We start from the raw sequence: 17,015 nt of genomic DNA, 5'->3' as shown, positions 1-17,015 counted from the left end.
TTGGTTATTAGCAGGCCCAAGCGAGCAACAAATAAATAACAAATAACCAATAACCAATAACCAATGACTTCTTACTTCAGTAAAAGCGGGAAAAAATGCCCCACGGGCCCTTGGCCTTCCCCAATATCCAAAGCATATTTGAGAGCATTAGTAACATAATCCTTAGCCAATGTCACCGCTGTAAACAAATCTTTCCCCAAAGCCAAATTAGCGGCGATCGCAGCACTCAAAGTACAACCAGTCCCGTGAGTATTCCCAGTATCAACATTTTCAGTCTTCAACACATCCAACCGCGTACCGTCAAACCAAACATCAATTCCCCGCAAATCCCCCTTCATCCCGCCGCCCTTCACCAAAACCGCCTTCGCCCCCAAACTGTGAATTCTCTCCGCAGCCGATCGCATATCGTCAACAGAATCAATCTCCAAACCGCTCAAAATAGTCGCCTCAAAGCGATTCGGAGTCACCACAGCAGCCATTGGAATCAAAACATCCTGCAAAAATGCGATCGCCCCGTCATCAATCAATCGAGCGCCCGATCGTGAAACCATCACCGGATCGACAACCAAATTCCCTATTCCCAAAGCTTCCACCTGTGAAACCACCGCCGCCATAATTTCCCGGTTCAACAGCATCCCAGTCTTCACAGCGTGCACCCCAATATCCCCCACTACCGCCTCAATTTGAGCCGCCACAGCCTCAGCAGACAAAGCATCAACTCGCATCACCCCCAAAGTATTTTGAGCCGTCACGCAAGTCAAAGCACTCGTACCGTGCACGCAGTGAAACGCAAAAGTCCGCAAATCCGCCTGAATCCCGGCCCCGCCGCCACTGTCAGATCCAGCCACAGTCAAAGCCACAGGAATCCTCGATTTAATCATCTTTTTTCAACCGCAGATAAACACAGACACATCCCAATAATATCTGTGGCACGGGCGTCCCGCCTGTGCTTCCCCGTGGCACGGGCGTCCCGCCTGTGCTTCCGAAGGGGTTAAAATTCCCAAACAAAATTAGCTATGATTAAACCAAATGTAAAGAATTATTGCAAACAACAGTGAAACTCACCCGCATCGACCTCAACTCTTGGATCTTCCACATCGCCGGTCAAACCATCCTCGTCGATCCCTGGCTGGTCGATCCGCTCGTATTTTACGGTCAACCCTGGCTGTTCACCGCCTACCACAACACCCCCGTCGCCTTCACTCCCAGCAGCTTACCGCCGATCGATCTCATCCTGATTTCCCAAGGATTAGACGACCACTGCCACAGACCAACACTCGAACAGCTCGATCGCACAATTCCCGCGATCGCCTCACCCACCGCCGCCAAAGTCCTCAGCAGTTTAGGCTACACTAATATCACATCTTTAGCTAATTGGCAAGAATTTAATTATCAAGAAAAGTTACAAATAACCGCCGTACCCGGAGCCGAAGTCCAGCCCGGACAAGAAGAAAACGGCTACTTCCTCAAAGACTTAACCAGCGGCGAGACACTTTACTACGAACCGCACTTACCGCCATTAGACAAGGTTAAACAGAAAATAGACACCGTAGACGTAGCGATCGCCCCAGTCATCGGTCAAATCTTCCCCTTCCTCGGACAAGTCATCATCGGCCCTTCGGAAGCCCTGAAGCTTGCCCAAACCGTAAAGCCTAGGTTTTTCGTGCCGACAGCGGCGGGAGACATCCGAGCTACGGGTATTTTACCAAAGTTAGTGCGATCTGTCGGCAGCATCCCCGAATTCCGCGATTTACTAGCAAAATCGGGACTCTCCACCCAAATCCTCGAACCCGAACCAGGCCAAACCTTGGAGATTTTAGATTTTAGATTTTAGATTTTAGATTTTTTAGATTTTGATTTGAGATGCTCGATATTTTAGATTTTTTAGATGGGAGATTGGAGATTCAATGCCAAATCCCCAATCTAAAATCCAAAATCCCCAATCTAAAATCCCAAAATCCCCAATCTAAAATCTAAAATCTAAAATCTAAAATCATCTTGGCGGGCGACGGTTACGCAAAAACTCAGGAATATCCAATCCCAAATCCTGCGGCGGTTTCGTTTTCGGATCGGGCGTCTGTTGAGCAGGAGTTGTCGGTACAGTTGCAGCCCGCCAAGGAGCATTAACATTTTGCGTCCGCCCAGGAGCCGGAGGCGACGGAACTTCTCCCGAAAAACCCGTAGCGATCACAGTAATCTTAATTTCGCCCTGAAGCCGCTCGTCAATCACCGCTCCAAAAATAATATTGGCATTCGGATCGACAACCTCGTAAATAGTCTCAGCCGCCGCATTCACCTCGTGCAGCGTCATGTCAGTACCGCCGGTGATGTTAAACACCACACCTCTAGCGCCCTCAATAGAGGAAGCTTCCAGCAGAGGCGAAGAAATAGCCTGCATCGCAGCCTCCCTAGCCCGCGACTTGCCCGAACCCACGCCGATGCCCATCAAAGCCGAACCCGCATCTGCCATTACTGCCCGCACGTCAGCAAAGTCAACATTCACCAAACCGGGAATAGTAATAATGTCAGAAATACCCTGAACCCCTTGGCGCAGGATATCGTCAGCAACTCGAAAAGCTTCTTGCACCGGCATTTGTTCGGAAATCACCGACAGCAGCTTGTCGTTAGGAATCACGATCAGCGTATCCACCCGGGTTTGCAAAGCCGCAATCCCTTCCTCAGCTTGGCTGGTGCGCCGCCGTCCCTCAAACGTAAAAGGCCGCGTCACTATGCCCACAGTCAAAGCGCCCATTTCCTTAGCCACCTCAGCCACGATCGGAGCCGCGCCCGTGCCCGTACCGCCGCCCATGCCGGCCGTGATAAACACCAAATCCGCGTGATTCAAAGCATTAGCAACCTCGTCGCGAGATTCTTCCGCTGCCTTTTGACCGATCGCCGGATTGCCCCCCGCGCCCAAACCGCGCGTCAACTTCTGTCCGACTTGCAAGCGTTTCGGAGCATTTGAGAGAACCAGAGCTTGGGAATCTGTATTCACGCACCAAAACTCGACGCCAGAAACCTCGCTAGCAATCATCCGGTTAACGGCGTTGCCGCCACCGCCGCCGACGCCAATTACTTTGATTTTGGCAGCACTGCTGGGCATTATGTCTTTGGGATTGACCATAGGATCGATATCAATACTATCTACATTTACATAACCAGACTTGCGTCTAAACGGATTGGCGGAATCTGCAGCCACCGGAAAATTTTTTACTTCTTCCGAAGGGGGACTGTCTTGGTCAGACCCCTGTCTATTATTAAGCTTCATTAGAGTCGGGGATAGTAGATTACAGCTTGTTAACTAAACGCCAATTCACAATCAACTATAGGCTAAGTTGCGCGAAAAACTAACACTGGTAGATGCTTAATGTTAGCAATCTCGGATTTGGTCGGCCTCGCTAGCCCAGACCTCGCTTGACGCCATCAAAGTGCTTGACCCCATCAACGCACTTGTACGCCACGCAGAAGGAAAAAAAAGGGATACGAGCCCTTCCCCAATCGGTATTGAAAGAAAAATCTGATTGTTTTTTCCAGACGGGGAGGGGTATCAAAAAACTCTCCTTATTTCAAGCCCTGCGTATTCCTCGTGAGGGGCAAAAATTCTGCCTGTCGATCGATACCTTCTACCTTCTGTTGACAGACGATCAATTCTGGGCGCGAGTGGGTGCGGGAGTGGAACTCTCCAAACTCGGGGGGAGTTCTGGCAAATGGACGATCGGGGAAGCAGGATTTTTCAAGTCAATGTAGGCTATTTTGCTTGAATCTAGCTGTTTTGGCAATTGTCGCATTCGGTCTAAAACCTTAAGTTGCTCGCTCGTCTTGGAACTGTACGGCCCTAAGTGTACGGTACCGATCTCTGTTTTCAAGATCAAGTTGTTCGGGTCTTGCCAATTAATCTCAAACACTTTCACCGTCAAGCCGCTGAGTCCTTCGTAAAACTTCGGCCAAGAGGCGCGATACTGTTCCAAAGGCCCGATGACTTTTAAAGTGGGCAAAGAACGCTGAGGCTGCGTTCCCGGAATGCTGCCGGGCCCGATCGAACTATTCTGCGATCGCACAGCAGCAGTATAGCTCTCCGACGGCATCCAACCTCCGCGAGCGTCCAGCCACCCCACTTTTTCCTTGTCGCTGTTCGATCTCAACACCGCCGTCGGCTGCGCCACCGCCACCGGCAGCCGTTCTGCCACTTCTACAGTCAAACTCGGCGGAAACAAGTTGCGAGTCACCTTCGCTTTAGCGATCGGCCCCGTTGACTCCAGCTTTTCGGCCAGGGCCTGCGGTTGAATCCCCCACAGCGACTGCGGGTAAGACAGCGGCACCAAAGACCGCACCGCCTTATCCGACAGCCACTGATTGCCCTCCACCTTCACTTGTTCCGATCGGGCAATCAACCAAGCCGGCTGAGCAATCCACCACAGCAAACCCCCGGCCATTGCGCTCGCTGCCAGCATTTGCCACACAACAGCCGCCAATCGAGCGCGCCTCTGCTGCCGCAACTTTTGGCGCCTGCGCCCTAACTCTGTTTGAGAAACCGCTCCAAAACTAGCCATTTACCTATTGAGAATTTAATAATGAACGATTAGCACAAATTCAAAACTGTTTAATCTCGCGCACCGCAGCCCCGTTCTCCCCTACTATTTAAACAGATCCCCGCAAATTTACCCAGACTCCTGCCAAGATCGGTAAAATCACTGATCCCGCTAGGCAATTAAAAATTCTTAATTAAAAATTCCCAATTCCAACACCGGAAAAGCCCATTAGCAGAGCAAGGTTGTTAGGGTATTTAGGGCATTACCCCACAGGGCAAAAGATTACAAATCAAACTAAACTCAATCAAAGAAAGTTTAGACTTTCGATTAACTTTTTTAACTTTTAGTCGGCTTCAATTGTGATCGCACTCGAATTAGACAGATTTTATAAAGCCTGCAACCCGAGCAAAACCCTTGTCGCGGGAGACCCAGGAGATTATCAATACTACATTGATTTTGGTTCCGTGCGCGGCGGCAAAATCATTGAATCTTTACAGCGAACCATTACCCGGATCTCCCCCGACCAGCCAACCTGTCAGCTATTCACAGGACATATTGGGTGCGGCAAATCTACGGAATTGTTTCGACTGAAAGCTGAGCTAGAGCAAGAGGGTTTTTGCGTTGTCTACTTCGAGTCTTCCCAAGACTTAGACATGGGGGATGTAGACATCAGCGATATTTTGCTGAGCATTGCGCGCCAAGTCAGCGAAACTATGGAATCCGCTAAAATCAAACTCAGACCGAGCTATTTTACAAATCTGTTTGCAGAAGTGGCAGAATTTTTGCAGACTCCCATAGATTTGTCAGCGGAAGCGGAATTATCTGTAGGCATTGCTAAAGTTACTGCTAAAACTAAAGACTCTCCCAAACTGCGATCGCAACTCAGGCAATACCTCGAACCCCGCACCAACAGCATCTTGCAGTCCATCAACGAAGAACTCCTCAACAAAGCTAACGCCGAACTCAAGCACCAAGGGAAAAAAGGGCTCGCAGTCATCGTTGACAACCTCGATCGCCTCGACGCCTCCCTCAAACCCAGCGGACGCACCCAGCCAGAATACCTGTTTTTAGACCGCGGCGAACAGTTGAAAAAACTTAATTGCCATGTCGTCTACACAATTCCCCTGACTTTGATTTTTTCCAACGACTTTGGCCGCCTCGCCAGTCGATTTGGAGTCAAACCCAAGGTGATGCCGATGGTACCGGTGCAAATGCGATCGGGCGACGACCACTCCGAAGGAATGGCACTGCTGCGACAGTTAGTATTGGCTAGAGCTTTCCCCACAGTTGCTCCCCTTCAACGCATCGATTTGATTTCCAAAGTCTTTGACTCACCCGAAACTTTAGACCGACTCTGCCGGATTAGCGGCGGTCACGTTCGCAATCTCCTGATGCTTTTGTATAGCTGTTTGCAGCACGAAGACCCCCCCTTCTCTCGCGAATGTCTTGAAAGCGTCATTCAAGAATACCGCGATGACCTTTTAGGAGCTATCAATGACACGGAATGGGAACTGCTGTTTCAAGTCGTAAACCGACAAAGTGTAACTGGCGAAGAAGATTCTCAAATCTTGTTGCGAAGTATGTTTGTCTTTGAATACCGCGATCTAGAAGGTCGCTGGTTTGGCATCAATCCAGCCCTAGCAGAAACCAGAAAATATCAGGAGTGGCAGCAGCGCAGTCACCAAAAATAGTTGGGATTTTATGAGATTGCTTCGCGATTCCCCAATCTTTTCGCGACAAGTGAATTAGAAACTCTTTAACTGAAAATTCACCGCTCAAAACTCCGAACTCCTAGAATCGAATACACCACGCAGTCAGCGGCTTTTGCCGCTGGCTAATTTTTGTTGAATGTTGGCTGCACGCCGCTGATGCTATTGCCCAGAAAAATTTGCCACCACCAAGGACTTTCCCCAATCTCTACTCTCATATCTGCAATACCAGACCCCCTATGTTGGTTTTTATCTGTTGCTCTCAGCCTCCAATAATCCATCTTAGACGACATTTTTTTGCTATTTTACTGAATTGATGCTACAGATATATCTGAGCTGTTTACTAATAGCTAGCTGCCGCTATTATTCATAAATTTAGCGGTCGGCTATTTACGGTCTGCTGCTATTTATATGTAGCCGACAAAAAAAATATTAGGCCGCTTGAAATTTTACTGTCAAGTCTCGCATTCTCTGAGATTGAGAGGTATGATATTTTTACATTGAATTTAATGACTGTGTAAATATTCATAAAAAAAGTACGGAAAAATACGTATTTCTACTGATATAAAGCGCCCGATAGAGACGGGTATCTCTAAGTAGATACGATTTCAGTCACGATCGGCGAGCGTTAGGTAATTGATTTCTGCAAAAGGGGTGCACGCATGACCGATCTAATTAAGCTACAAGAAACTGCCAGCTACAACGAGCGATCGCTCAAAACTCTAGTAAGAGCGATCGCAATGTCTCAACAGCAATTCTCGCTAATTTTGGTGCGCTGCAACTACGAGCAGTTGCGGCAGCAAATAGCGCAGCGGCTGCGAGAAACGTCCGCAGTTCCAATTCAAGATATCGTCCTGCCAGCAGGAGTCAAAACCCTTTACACTACCCTGCGGGCAAACAGGTTCCCGATCGGGTCTTCGCCTGTCGGTGCCGGCTCGGCTTTGATGGTATTCGGTTTAGAAACAGTAGTAGCGATCGACGAACTGATGGCCTCTACCAATCAAGTGCGAGACGAATTTCGCAAAAATTTTTCCTGCCCGGTGGTTTTGTGGGTAACAGATGACATCGTAACCAAAATGATTCGTCTGGCGCCGGATTTCAAAAGTTGGGCCGCCGCCACAATTAAATTTGAAATGGCCGTTGACGAATTAATTAATTTCCTCGCTCGGCGGGCCGATACTATATTTAAAGTAGGCGAACTCAATCAAGAACTCCGCAGCAGCACCGCCGGCACCCTCCCTAGTTTTGGCACCTGCGAAACCGATTGGGAAAAACGCGCCCTAGAGCGCGAAATCAGCCCCGGAGAACGCTTTCTCACTTTTAACTCAGGGCCCCAAAACAGACGACAATCAGATATCCGCTCCTATTCGCCATTGAGTCCGGGCAATACCCTTGATTTGGCGATCGGCTCTTTGTCGCGCCGAGAACTAGAATTAGCTTTAAGAGATTTACAAAATCGCGGTCAAGAATTAGAACCCGCCCTCAAAGCCAGCCTGCAATTCGTTCTCGGTCGAGATTACTATGTCAGCGACCAAACCGAAACTGCCTTAATTCACTACCAAGAAAGTTTAGCATTTTGGCAGCAGCAAACCGGCAACTGGGAACTCGCCAACTGGGAACATTCCGAAAACCGACAAACTCTCTCCTCCTCATTGTCGAATCCTGTCCCCAACATCCTATTTGTAGAAAGAGAAGGCATAGTGCTGTTTCACATAGCCCTGTGTCACCGATTGCAAGCAGCCAGAAATCCGGTAGCCAACCGCCAGCACTGGGAACAAGCTTGGATTAGCCTGGAACAATCTAGAAACGCTTTCTCCCTTGCCTCGCGCCCCGAATTGGTAGCTGAGGTGACAGCACACCTCGGAGAAGTGCTGCAGCGCCTGAAAGCTTGGGGAGAGTTGCAAGCATTAGCTGAAAATTCTTTGCAGTTGCACTTCACTTACGGTACTCCCAGCCAACTAGCTCAAGATTACGGCTTTTTGGCTGAAGTTGCCCTGCAACAGTCGAGGTGGAGTCAAGCCCGCCAGCTAGCCGAGTTGGCTTTAGCAATTTTGGATCAAACGCCTAACGATTTGAGATTGCTGATTGAAGATTTGAGATTGGGGTTTGAGGGAAATTATCCAGAAATTGTGGGTACTAACGAGTCAAGTAACGATCCAAAATCTAAAATCCAACATCCCAAATCCGACAGAAGTTCGTATCTTTTACTGCTAGCCCGAAGTTTGCGGCAGCTTGACCAGTGGGAAGCGGCGGTTCATTCTTTGGAGTTGGCTCAAGCTCAAAGCGAGCCGAAGTACGACCCCCGACTTTACATCGATATTTTGACGGAACTGCAAGCGGTTTATTTCGAGCAGGGAGAGTATCTCAAAGCTTTTCGGATTAAAAAAACCCAGCGGTCGATCGAATATCAATACGGATTTAGAGCTTTTATCGGAGCCAGCCAATTGCAGCAGCAGCGACAAGCCGTCAATCCTTCGGGGCCCTCAGCTCAAAATCAAGCCGCCATCGCAGCGTCTATGACAGCTTACTCGCGCCAAACAGATATCAATAACTTGCTAGAAAGAATTAGCAGGGACGATCGTAAATTAACTATTATTCACGGGCCCAGCGGAGTTGGGAAAAGTTCTCTAGTCAATGCCGGCTTAGTACCAGCTTTGAAAAATATTACTCCGGGCGCGCGCGATACATTGCCCGTAGTAGTCAAGGTTTACACCGACTGGTTGGTGGACTTAGAAAAAGCTTTGAACGGCGCACTGTACGACAAACAAGCCGAAGAGGAAGGGAAATTAATCTCCAAAGGAGTACAGGAAATTCACAAAAAAAGTTGCTCGGTTATCCCCGATCGCAGCTCGGAAATCTCCTCTTTTATTATAGAGCAGTTGCGCGAAAATGCCGCAAATAATTTGTTGACGGTTCTGATATTCGATCAATTTGAAGAGTTTTTCTTTGTTTCGACTTCGGTGGCACAAAGACAACTTTTTTATAATTTTTTGCGCTTGTTTTTGAACCTGCCTTACGTCAAGATAATTCTGTGCTTGCGCGAAGATTATTTGCACTACTTACTGGATTGCGATCGCTTCCCAAACCTTGACGCTATTAACAATAATATTCTCGACAAAAGCATCCGCTACCAACTCCGCAGTTTTTCTATCAAAGATGCGCGGGCTGTCATCGGACACTTAACGGAACGGGCGGAATTTTATTTAGAACCGGCACTGATCGATGCCTTCGTGGAAGATTTAGCAGACGAACTGCAAGAAGTGCGACCGATCGAATTGCAGGTAGTGGGAGCGCAACTGCAAGAAGAAGGTATTACCAGTTTAGCACAATACCAGCAATTGGGGGACAATCCCAAAGCGGAATTAGTGAAGCGATCGCTCGAAAGAGTCATTTCTGACTGCGGGCTGGTTAACGAAGATGCAGCGTGGAAAATCTTGTTTTCCCTGACAGATGAAAGAGGCGTTAGACTGATAAAAACCAAACACGAACTCTCGTTAGTGACAGGCCAGCAGCCAGCAGATGCCCGCGAAACCGAATTATCGGCGATCGGCAGAAACCGAATTTCCCTACAGCGACAGTTCGCAAAAGACCCAGAAAGCCGACAAAAGAAAACCGACAACCTCGACTTAATTTTAGACATTTTAGTCGGTCACGGTTTGCTATTTCTGCTGCGGGAAGCCCCAGAAGACCGCTATCAATTGGTACACGACTATTTAGTGCGGCCGATCCGCCAAAGATTCGGTTTAGAAGCCAGACTTCACAAAGCAGAAGCGGACAAAAAAATGAGTCAAGCACAGCTCTACCGAGCCAATACTTTTCTCAAACAACTGCTGGGAGTAGCAGTAATCGGCGTACTGCTGCTGACCAGTTCCACGATCGCCGCCGTAAACTTTTGGTGGCGCGCTGTCGGTCAAAAACAGCTAGCTGTCGCTCAAACTCAGCGAGCCGAAATCAGTACCCTCACAGCAGCTTCAGAAGCCCTTTATTTCTCAAACAACAAATTTGATGCCATGATGGAAAGTTTGAGAGCCGGGAGACAGTGGAGACAAATCGAACACTCTCAAGAAATGCACACTCTCAAAGACACCGAAATTCTGATTTCTGCTGCCCTCCAGCAGGCAGTTTATGGCGTCAAAGAACGCAACCGCTTGGAGGGACACGGCGATGTAGTTTGGGGTCTCAGTTTCAGTCCTGACGGCCAAACAATAGCTTCTTCAAGCGTAGATAAAACCGTCAAACTTTGGCGTCGCGACGGCAGTTTGCTGGCAACTTTCAAAGGTCACACTAACAGCGTCTCCTCTGTCGCGTTCAGTCCCGACAACAAAACCATCGCCTCGGCAAGTTTAGATAAAACTGTCAAGATTTGGCAAACAGACGGCACTTTGCTAGCAACTTTCAAAGGTCACGCTGATAGCGTTACCAGCGTTGCTTTTAGCCCGGACGGGGAGACGATCGCCAGTGCATCTAGAGACAAAACTATCAAACTTTGGAAAACCGACGGTACGCTGCTGCGAACGATCGAACAACTCGCTCCCGTAAATTGGCTCAGCTTCAGCCGCGACGGCCAAATAATCGCTGTGGCGAGCGATGACGGTACTGTGAAACTGTGGAGTTCTGACGGTAAGTTAATCGCTAATTTGTGGCACAGCGAAAACAGAAAACCCTCGAAAGTTTACACCGTCAGTTTCTCCCCCGACGGTACACTGCTTGCCAGTGCCGGTGAAGACACAACGGTGAAAATCTGGAGCATCGCTGCACTAAAATACCCAGCAACAGAAAATTCAACACGAGCAAATAAAGCTGAACTGCTAACAACTTTGCGGGGACACAGCAAGTGGGTATTTGGTGTCAGTTTCTCTCCCGACGGTCAAACACTGGCTTCTGGAGGTGCAGACGGGACTGTCAAACTCTGGAGTCTGGCTGGTGTTGGCGACAAACGCCCAACCGATGCTAGCAACATTCAACCGGAGAACCGCTTGCTGAGAACTTTTGAGGGACACGCCGATCGAGTTACTCAGGTGAGTTTTAGCCCGGACGGCAAAACCCTCGCTTCGGCAAGTTTTGACAAAACACTCAGGCTGTGGCGGCTCGATGACGTGCCGCTCAAAACCCTCGACGGACACCAAAACCGGGTGCAAAGCGTTACTTTCAGCCCCGACGGCCAAAGGCTCGCTTCTGCTTCTACGGACAAAACTATCAAACTCTGGAGCCGCACGGGAGTTTTGCTCGAAACCTTGGAAGGACACACTCAGAGAGTCGCCAGCGTCAGTTTCAGCCCCGACGGCCAGCTACTTGCTTCTGGGAGTTACGACAAAACGGTGAAAATCTGGAATCTGAAAGAAGATGGGATAAATAATATTCTCTCTTGTCCTTCGGCTCCCCTGTTCCCCTGTTCGCCTTCTGTGCTGTTCACTCTCGACGGCCACGCCGACAGCGTGATGAGCGTGAGTTTTAGCCCCGACAGCGAAATTGTCGCTTCGGCGAGCAAGGACAAGACTGTTAAACTCTGGACGAGAAACGGCAGGTTGATTAAAACTTTGACGGGACACAAAGGCTGGGTGACTGGGGTGACTTTCAGTCCCGACGGAGAAATGCTGGCTTCTGCAAGCGACGACGGTACTGTCAAACTCTGGAATCGGGACGGTGGTTTGCTGAGAACTTTTGAAGGGGCTCACAACAGTTTTGTGTTGGGGGTTGCTTTTAGCCCTGACGGGAAAATGCTGGCTTCGGCTGGTTACGACAATTCGGTGAAGCTGTGGAAGGTGGACGGGACTTTGGTGGCGACGCTGCTGAAGGGTTCTAGCGACAGCGTGACTAGCGTGAGTTTTAGCCCGGATGGTTTGTTGGTTGCTTCGGGCAGTTACGATCGTAAGGTGAAGCTGTGGAGTCGCAGCGGGACTTTGCTGAAAACTTTGACGGGTCACAAGGATAGCGTGATGAGCGTGAGTTTTAGCCCGGATGGGAAGGTTCTGGCTTCTGCAGGCCGGGATAATCGGGTGATTTTGTGGAATTTGGATCTTGACGATTTGCTGGTGAGGGGCTGCGATTGGGTGGGGGATTATTTGAGGACTAATCCTAATGTGAGCGATCGCGATCGGCGCCTCTGCGACGGGGTGGCGGCAAAACCAAATCGATTTTAGATTTTAGATTTTAGATTTTAGATTTTCGATTGGGGAATTCAGTCGATTTTAGATTTTAGATTTTAGATTTTCGATTGGGGAATTCAGTCGATTTTCGATTTTCGATTTTCGATTGGGGGATTCAGTCGATTTTCGATTTTAGATGTTACTCACCCCCTTGAGGAGCTCGATCGCTAATTTCTCCCCCTCTCCCCCTCTTCCCCTCTCCCTCTCCCCCTCTCCCCCTCTCCCCCTCCCCCCTTTCTCAAAAACTATTTTTTCCTTCCCCTTGCTCTCGGCTTCCTGTAAAGTAAATAATTGTAAAGAAATATGAGTTTTCTCTTATCCTCTGGTTAAGACCGCCAGCTAGCATTCACAATTAAGACCCGGATTACAAGTTCCTATGTCACAGTTTTTCTCGCGAAAATTTCTAGCCTCTGTTGCCGCATTTTTTCTGGCTTTGTCGGTGTGGACGATCGCACCTGCGGCCCACGCTTTCAACAATCCCGATTTGTTGCCCTCAACTCAGACGCCGATCATTGATTTAGCTAAAGCCCTCACAGATATTGAAGAAGAGGGTTTGGCAAAAAATTTAAAGGCTTTTGAAGCTGAAACCGGCTGGAAACTGCGAGTGCTGACTCAGTACGATCGCACGCCCGGTTTGGCTGTCAAAAGTTATTGGGGACTAGATAACAAGAGTGTGTTGCTAGTTGCTGACCCCCGAGGCGGCAATTTGCTCAATTTTAATGTGGGCGACTCGCTGTATCCGCTGCTGCCGCGCACTTTTTGGGTGGAACTGCAAACCCGCTACGGTAATCAATTTTTTGTGCGGGACAATGGCGAAGATCGAGCGATTATTGAATCTTTGGAGTCGATCGAAGGCTGTTTGCGCCAGGGCGGGTGCCGCGTGGTTCCGGGTTTGCCGAGGGAACAGTGGGTTCTGACGTTAATTACGTCGGTGGTTGGCGGCGTCATCTGCGGGTTTGCTGCTCAGCCTCGGAAGCCGGGACAAGTTGTGGCTTGGCAGTGGGCGCTGATTTTTTCGCCGCTGTGGGGCATTCTGTTTTTCGCTTTCGGACTTGGGCCGGTGGTGACTAGGACTTCTGACTGGTTGCCTGTGGTTCGGAATGTGTCCGGTTTTGCGATCGGAGCTTTGGTGGCATTCCTAACTCCGGTGCTGGGCAAATCTTCTTCGTCGTCGGAAACTTAGTTGCCAGTCAACACTCAACAGTCAACACTCAACAGTCAACACTCAACAGTCATCAGTCAACAGTCATCAGTTATCAGTCAACGAATTGACTAAAAGCTGGTAAGCTGATACCTGACAACTCAGAGGCGACAGCTATCCAACAAATGGAATGGCACGTAAGCGATGCCCAGAGTCTGGGATTAATCGATAACGAAATTGGCGACCACGGTTTTTCAGCCGCGGAGTACGAAATAGTCCGCCGCGTGATCTATGCGACTGCTGATTTTGAGTACAAGTCTTTAATTAGTTTTTCCGATCAGGCTTTGCAAGCCGGGGCGGCAGCTTTGGCTGCTCGGACTACGATCGTGGTAGATGTGCCGATGGTGCAGGTGGGCATTACGCCCCTGATCCAAAATACCTTTGCGAATCCGGTTTACTGTTCGATGGAGGCTTTGACGCGCCCTCAAAAGGAAAGGACGCGGGCGGCTTGGGGGATTGAAACTTTGGCAAGACGCTATCCTGAAGGGATTTTTGTGGTGGGCCAGGCTCAAACTGCTTTGTCGGCGATCGTGGATTTGATTGAAGCTGAGGAAATTCGACCGGCTTTGGTGATTGGGACTCCTTCTGGGTTTGTGGGGGTTGACGTGGCTAAGTCGCGGCTGCACGATTCGATGATTCCTCACATTCGGATTGAGGGCCGCAAGGGCTCTGCGGTGGTGGCTGTGGCTATTGTTAACGGGTTGGTGGATTTGGCTTGGCAGGCTTACGGCCAAGAGGGGAACAGTTGACGATTTTGTGTGCTATTGGCGCGGATGGGTGGGTGTAAAAAATCGGGTGGTAATAAAGTGGCTGAATCTGTCTCTGAGCAAGGCTTTGATTGCCACTTTCAGGCATCGGTAAGTCCCTAATTGAAGAGTGAATGAGCCAACAGCGCGGCTTGAGTTCGATCGCGCAAATTTAACCGACTCAAAATATTCGTTACATAGTTCTTTACCGTGTTTTCCGACAAAAATAAGGTTTGAGCAATTTCTCGGTTGTTCGCGCCCGAGGCTATTAAACGCAACACTTCTAATTCTCTGGGCGTGAGTTGCTCTAATTCTGGCGGAGAAACAACCGTCGGATTAGTTACAGCAGGAGTCATCAGGGCTTTCTCAAACAATCCCGGGCCGAGTTGCGTGTGTCCTTTATAAACAGCGCGAATCGCTAACGCAAGTTCCTCGGGTTCGGTATCTTTGAGCAAGTAGCCTTTTGCGCCCAGCCGCATTGCTTGGCTGACATATTCATCGTCATCAAATGTGGTTAAAACCAGCACTTTTGTATCGGGATAAGATTTAGATATCGCCCCGGTTGCTGCTACGCCATCCATCACGGGCATCCGAATATCCATCAGCACAATGTCGGGCTGTAGGATGGGAATTTGGGCGATCGCCTCCTGTCCGTTTTCAGCTTCACCAATTACCTGCATATCAGCATAGCATTCCAGGATACTCTTGATTCCTCGGCGAATAATATGCCGATCGTCCACTAGCAAAATCCGAATCATTTAGCAATCCTCATATTAATTAGCGTGGGGAAACAATCTATTAGAACTCTTCAATAATTATTGTGGAACAGGCATCTTGCCTGTTCAAGATTGGCTTTTCTTGGGATGTCTATTTTTAATAAAGTTTTTTAGGGCGGGCAAGATGCCCACCCCACAATAAATTGATTCTTTGTGGAACAGGCATCTTGCCTGTTCATTACAACATCTCGGTTTCAACCGCCGAGTTTTATACCGAGTTCTATATGTTTTGAGAGGGCAAAGAAACCGAAATCCGGCAACCGTTTTCAGACTTGCTGTAAATCGCAAATTGACCGCCGACAGCGGCCACTCGTTCGCGCATTCCCTGGAGTCCGAATCCAGTGGTATTTTGTGCAGGATCGAAGCCTTTGCCGTTGTCAGCAACCGACAAATAAATCTGTCCTGCGTGTTGCTGCAACCCAACTGTCACCATCGTTGCATCAGCGTGTTTGTGAATATTTGTGAGCGATTCTTGCACAATTCTGTAAAGTGTTGTATTGATTTCCTGAGATAGCAGAACTGGTAAGCGAATCGAGTTGGAAACTTCGATCGCAGTCATGCGCTGAAAGTCTTGGAGAAGTTTGTCGATCGCACTTTCGAGCGACAATCCTTGCAAAGGATTCGATCGCAACACCGAAACAGATTTGCGAATTTCTAACAAAGCTTCCGATCCGAGTTGTTTCGCCTGTTTCAGAAACGCCAGCGCTTTCTCATCCTCCGATTTCCAAAACAATAGGGCATTATTGAGCTGAATGGTTTGAGCCGCGAGGGTGTGTCCGAGTCCGTCATGGATTTCGCGGGCAATCCGATTGCGTTCCTGCAAAGTTGCCTGGTCTTCAATTCGCAGTGCATAATGGCGGAGTTGTTCGTGAGTTACGGCTAATTTATCGTGAGCGATTTCTAATTGCTCTCGGCTTTGGCGTTCCGCAATCAACGCATTAATTAACAATAAAGCGAACACTAATGTCAAGCCAAATAATAACACATTGCTAAATCGCCATTCCCAAACAGTTGCAATGACTTTTTCAGGTAAAATAGGTTTTAATAACAGTAGCGAGCTATAGGACAGCAGGGCTAAACCCAATACTGTCACCTGCCCCGGCTGGCGGAAGATCAGACAACTACGCATCAGCAGCACGAGAAAAAGCAAAAAGCTCGATCGGCTCGATAACCCTTCCTGGACAATTGGCAGCAAAATCAAGCCAAATTCTAGGGCTGTAAATAAAATTTTTCTACCTAACCGAACTGTTGGCAAACGCAACCCGATCGCGCCGAAAAGTGCGATCGCGCCAACCCGTAACAGCAGCGACCAGAGCGACTGAAACGGATGCAGCACTTCCATCAAGGCTGCCGTCGCCAGCAGCAGCCACTCCAAATAAAGCAACAAACGAAAGGACGGATAGGTCAAGCGAATCATAGAACTTTTCCCCATCAAAAGCTGGAGCGATTCAAGCAAGGTCGCTGACCTAATTGTAGAAGGTATCTTGGAGTCAAAAAACACGTTACCCCCTTATGTTCAGAAGGAAGTTCGGCAACGCGCAGTGAATCGGGATTTAACGGATGAATGTTGAGGGAATTGGTCATTGAGCAATTCTCCCACTCTCCCATTCTCCCACTCTCCCGCTCTCCCGCTCTTCCCGCGCTCCCTTTTTGCCATAACAGACAAGTTATGTGTAGCATCTTAGCGAATCTGCCAACGATCGCGCTAGAGCCTTTTCGGCTGATTTTGGCATTTGGGACTAGGAAAAAAGTCACAACTGCAAAGTGCTTTTTGACTGGTCAAGTTAGGAGTCTTGGGTCATGCGCTGGCTGATTTTAACCGATAAGATTTGGTGGTGAAGGTTAATTAGGCGCAGTAAATAGAGATTCCCTACAAAAGCGCAAGGATTTTGAGCGCAATAGTGCTAT

General features: G+C 48.9%; 11 protein-coding genes. 5 read left to right on the top strand and 6 right to left on the bottom strand.

The annotated features are described in order from the left end of the window. Window positions 1-71: 71 nt before the first annotated feature. The gene (gene thiD / locus QUA56_RS07360) at window positions 72-881 is read right to left on the bottom strand and encodes a bifunctional hydroxymethylpyrimidine kinase/phosphomethylpyrimidine kinase (protein WP_333355183.1); all 810 of its coding nucleotides are present in this window, start codon (window positions 879-881) and stop codon (window positions 72-74) included. A gap of 173 nt (window positions 882-1,054) precedes the next feature. On the opposite strand from thiD, the gene QUA56_RS07355 reads away from it, so the two are divergent. Then, on the top strand, window positions 1,055-1,834 hold the full coding sequence (locus tag QUA56_RS07355; RefSeq protein WP_333355180.1) for an MBL fold metallo-hydrolase: 780 nt from the start codon (window positions 1,055-1,057) through the stop codon (window positions 1,832-1,834). 159 nt (window positions 1,835-1,993) lie between these two features. On the opposite strand, the gene ftsZ is transcribed toward QUA56_RS07355, so the two are convergent. Both ftsZ and QUA56_RS07345 read right to left on the bottom strand, forming a co-directional pair. After that, complete coding sequence (ftsZ, locus tag QUA56_RS07350; protein WP_333355177.1) at window positions 1,994-3,268, bottom strand: cell division protein FtsZ; 1,275 nt, start codon at window positions 3,266-3,268, stop codon at window positions 1,994-1,996. A 376-nt stretch (window positions 3,269-3,644) separates the two neighbouring features. Then, window positions 3,645-4,550 (bottom strand): FtsQ-type POTRA domain-containing protein, encoded by a 906-nt coding sequence (locus QUA56_RS07345; RefSeq protein WP_333355174.1) that lies wholly within the window; start codon window positions 4,548-4,550, stop codon window positions 3,645-3,647. 338 nt (window positions 4,551-4,888) lie between these two features. On the opposite strand from QUA56_RS07345, the gene QUA56_RS07340 reads away from it, so the two are divergent. Continuing rightward, the gene (locus QUA56_RS07340) at window positions 4,889-6,220 is read left to right on the top strand and encodes a P-loop NTPase fold protein (RefSeq protein WP_333355172.1); all 1,332 of its coding nucleotides are present in this window, start codon (window positions 4,889-4,891) and stop codon (window positions 6,218-6,220) included. 143 nt (window positions 6,221-6,363) lie between these two features. On the opposite strand, the gene QUA56_RS07335 is transcribed toward QUA56_RS07340, so the two are convergent. Further along, complete coding sequence (locus tag QUA56_RS07335; RefSeq protein ID WP_333355167.1) at window positions 6,364-6,531, bottom strand: hypothetical protein; 168 nt, start codon at window positions 6,529-6,531, stop codon at window positions 6,364-6,366. Between the two features lie 369 nt (window positions 6,532-6,900). On the opposite strand from QUA56_RS07335, the gene QUA56_RS07330 reads away from it, so the two are divergent. From QUA56_RS07330 to QUA56_RS07320, 3 genes are all read left to right on the top strand, one after another. Then, the gene (locus QUA56_RS07330; RefSeq protein ID WP_333355164.1) at window positions 6,901-12,378 is read left to right on the top strand and encodes a WD40 domain-containing protein; all 5,478 of its coding nucleotides are present in this window, start codon (window positions 6,901-6,903) and stop codon (window positions 12,376-12,378) included. Between the two features lie 382 nt (window positions 12,379-12,760). Then, window positions 12,761-13,567 (top strand): TPM domain-containing protein, encoded by an 807-nt coding sequence (locus QUA56_RS07325; RefSeq protein ID WP_333355161.1) that lies wholly within the window; start codon window positions 12,761-12,763, stop codon window positions 13,565-13,567. Between the two features lie 143 nt (window positions 13,568-13,710). Further along, window positions 13,711-14,334 (top strand): precorrin-8X methylmutase, encoded by a 624-nt coding sequence (locus QUA56_RS07320; RefSeq protein WP_333355157.1) that lies wholly within the window; start codon window positions 13,711-13,713, stop codon window positions 14,332-14,334. A 116-nt stretch (window positions 14,335-14,450) separates the two neighbouring features. Here the strand turns inward: QUA56_RS07320 and QUA56_RS07315 are convergent, their stop codons facing one another. Beyond that, window positions 14,451-15,089 (bottom strand): response regulator transcription factor, encoded by a 639-nt coding sequence (locus tag QUA56_RS07315; RefSeq protein ID WP_333355155.1) that lies wholly within the window; start codon window positions 15,087-15,089, stop codon window positions 14,451-14,453. Between the two features lie 238 nt (window positions 15,090-15,327). Then, window positions 15,328-16,524: a sensor histidine kinase gene (locus QUA56_RS07310; protein ID WP_333355152.1), complete on the bottom strand. Its 1,197-nt coding sequence runs from the start codon at window positions 16,522-16,524 to the stop codon at window positions 15,328-15,330. Between the last annotated feature and the right edge of the window lie 491 nt (window positions 16,525-17,015).

It is taken from the genome of Microcoleus sp. N3A4 (assembly GCF_036701805.1).
Taxonomy (GTDB): Bacteria; Cyanobacteriota; Cyanobacteriia; order Cyanobacteriales; family Microcoleaceae; genus Microcoleus.
This window is presented reverse-complemented; position numbering and strand designations above follow the sequence as displayed.

Coding starts and splice junctions, on each gene's coding strand:
- QUA56_RS07325 (WP_333355161.1), top strand. CDS start 12,761: ATGTCACAGTTTTTCTCGCGAAAATTTCTAGCCTCTGTTGCCGCATTT.
- QUA56_RS07310 (WP_333355152.1), bottom strand. CDS start 16,524: ATGATTCGCTTGACCTATCCGTCCTTTCGTTTGTTGCTTTATTTGGAG.
- QUA56_RS07345 (WP_333355174.1), bottom strand. CDS start 4,550: ATGGCTAGTTTTGGAGCGGTTTCTCAAACAGAGTTAGGGCGCAGGCGC.
- QUA56_RS07320 (WP_333355157.1), top strand. CDS start 13,711: ATGGAATGGCACGTAAGCGATGCCCAGAGTCTGGGATTAATCGATAAC.
- QUA56_RS07315 (WP_333355155.1), bottom strand. CDS start 15,089: ATGATTCGGATTTTGCTAGTGGACGATCGGCATATTATTCGCCGAGGA.
- QUA56_RS07335 (WP_333355167.1), bottom strand. CDS start 6,531: ATGTCGTCTAAGATGGATTATTGGAGGCTGAGAGCAACAGATAAAAAC.
- thiD (WP_333355183.1), bottom strand. CDS start 881: ATGATTAAATCGAGGATTCCTGTGGCTTTGACTGTGGCTGGATCTGAC.
- QUA56_RS07330 (WP_333355164.1), top strand. CDS start 6,901: ATGACCGATCTAATTAAGCTACAAGAAACTGCCAGCTACAACGAGCGA.
- ftsZ (WP_333355177.1), bottom strand. CDS start 3,268: ATGAAGCTTAATAATAGACAGGGGTCTGACCAAGACAGTCCCCCTTCG.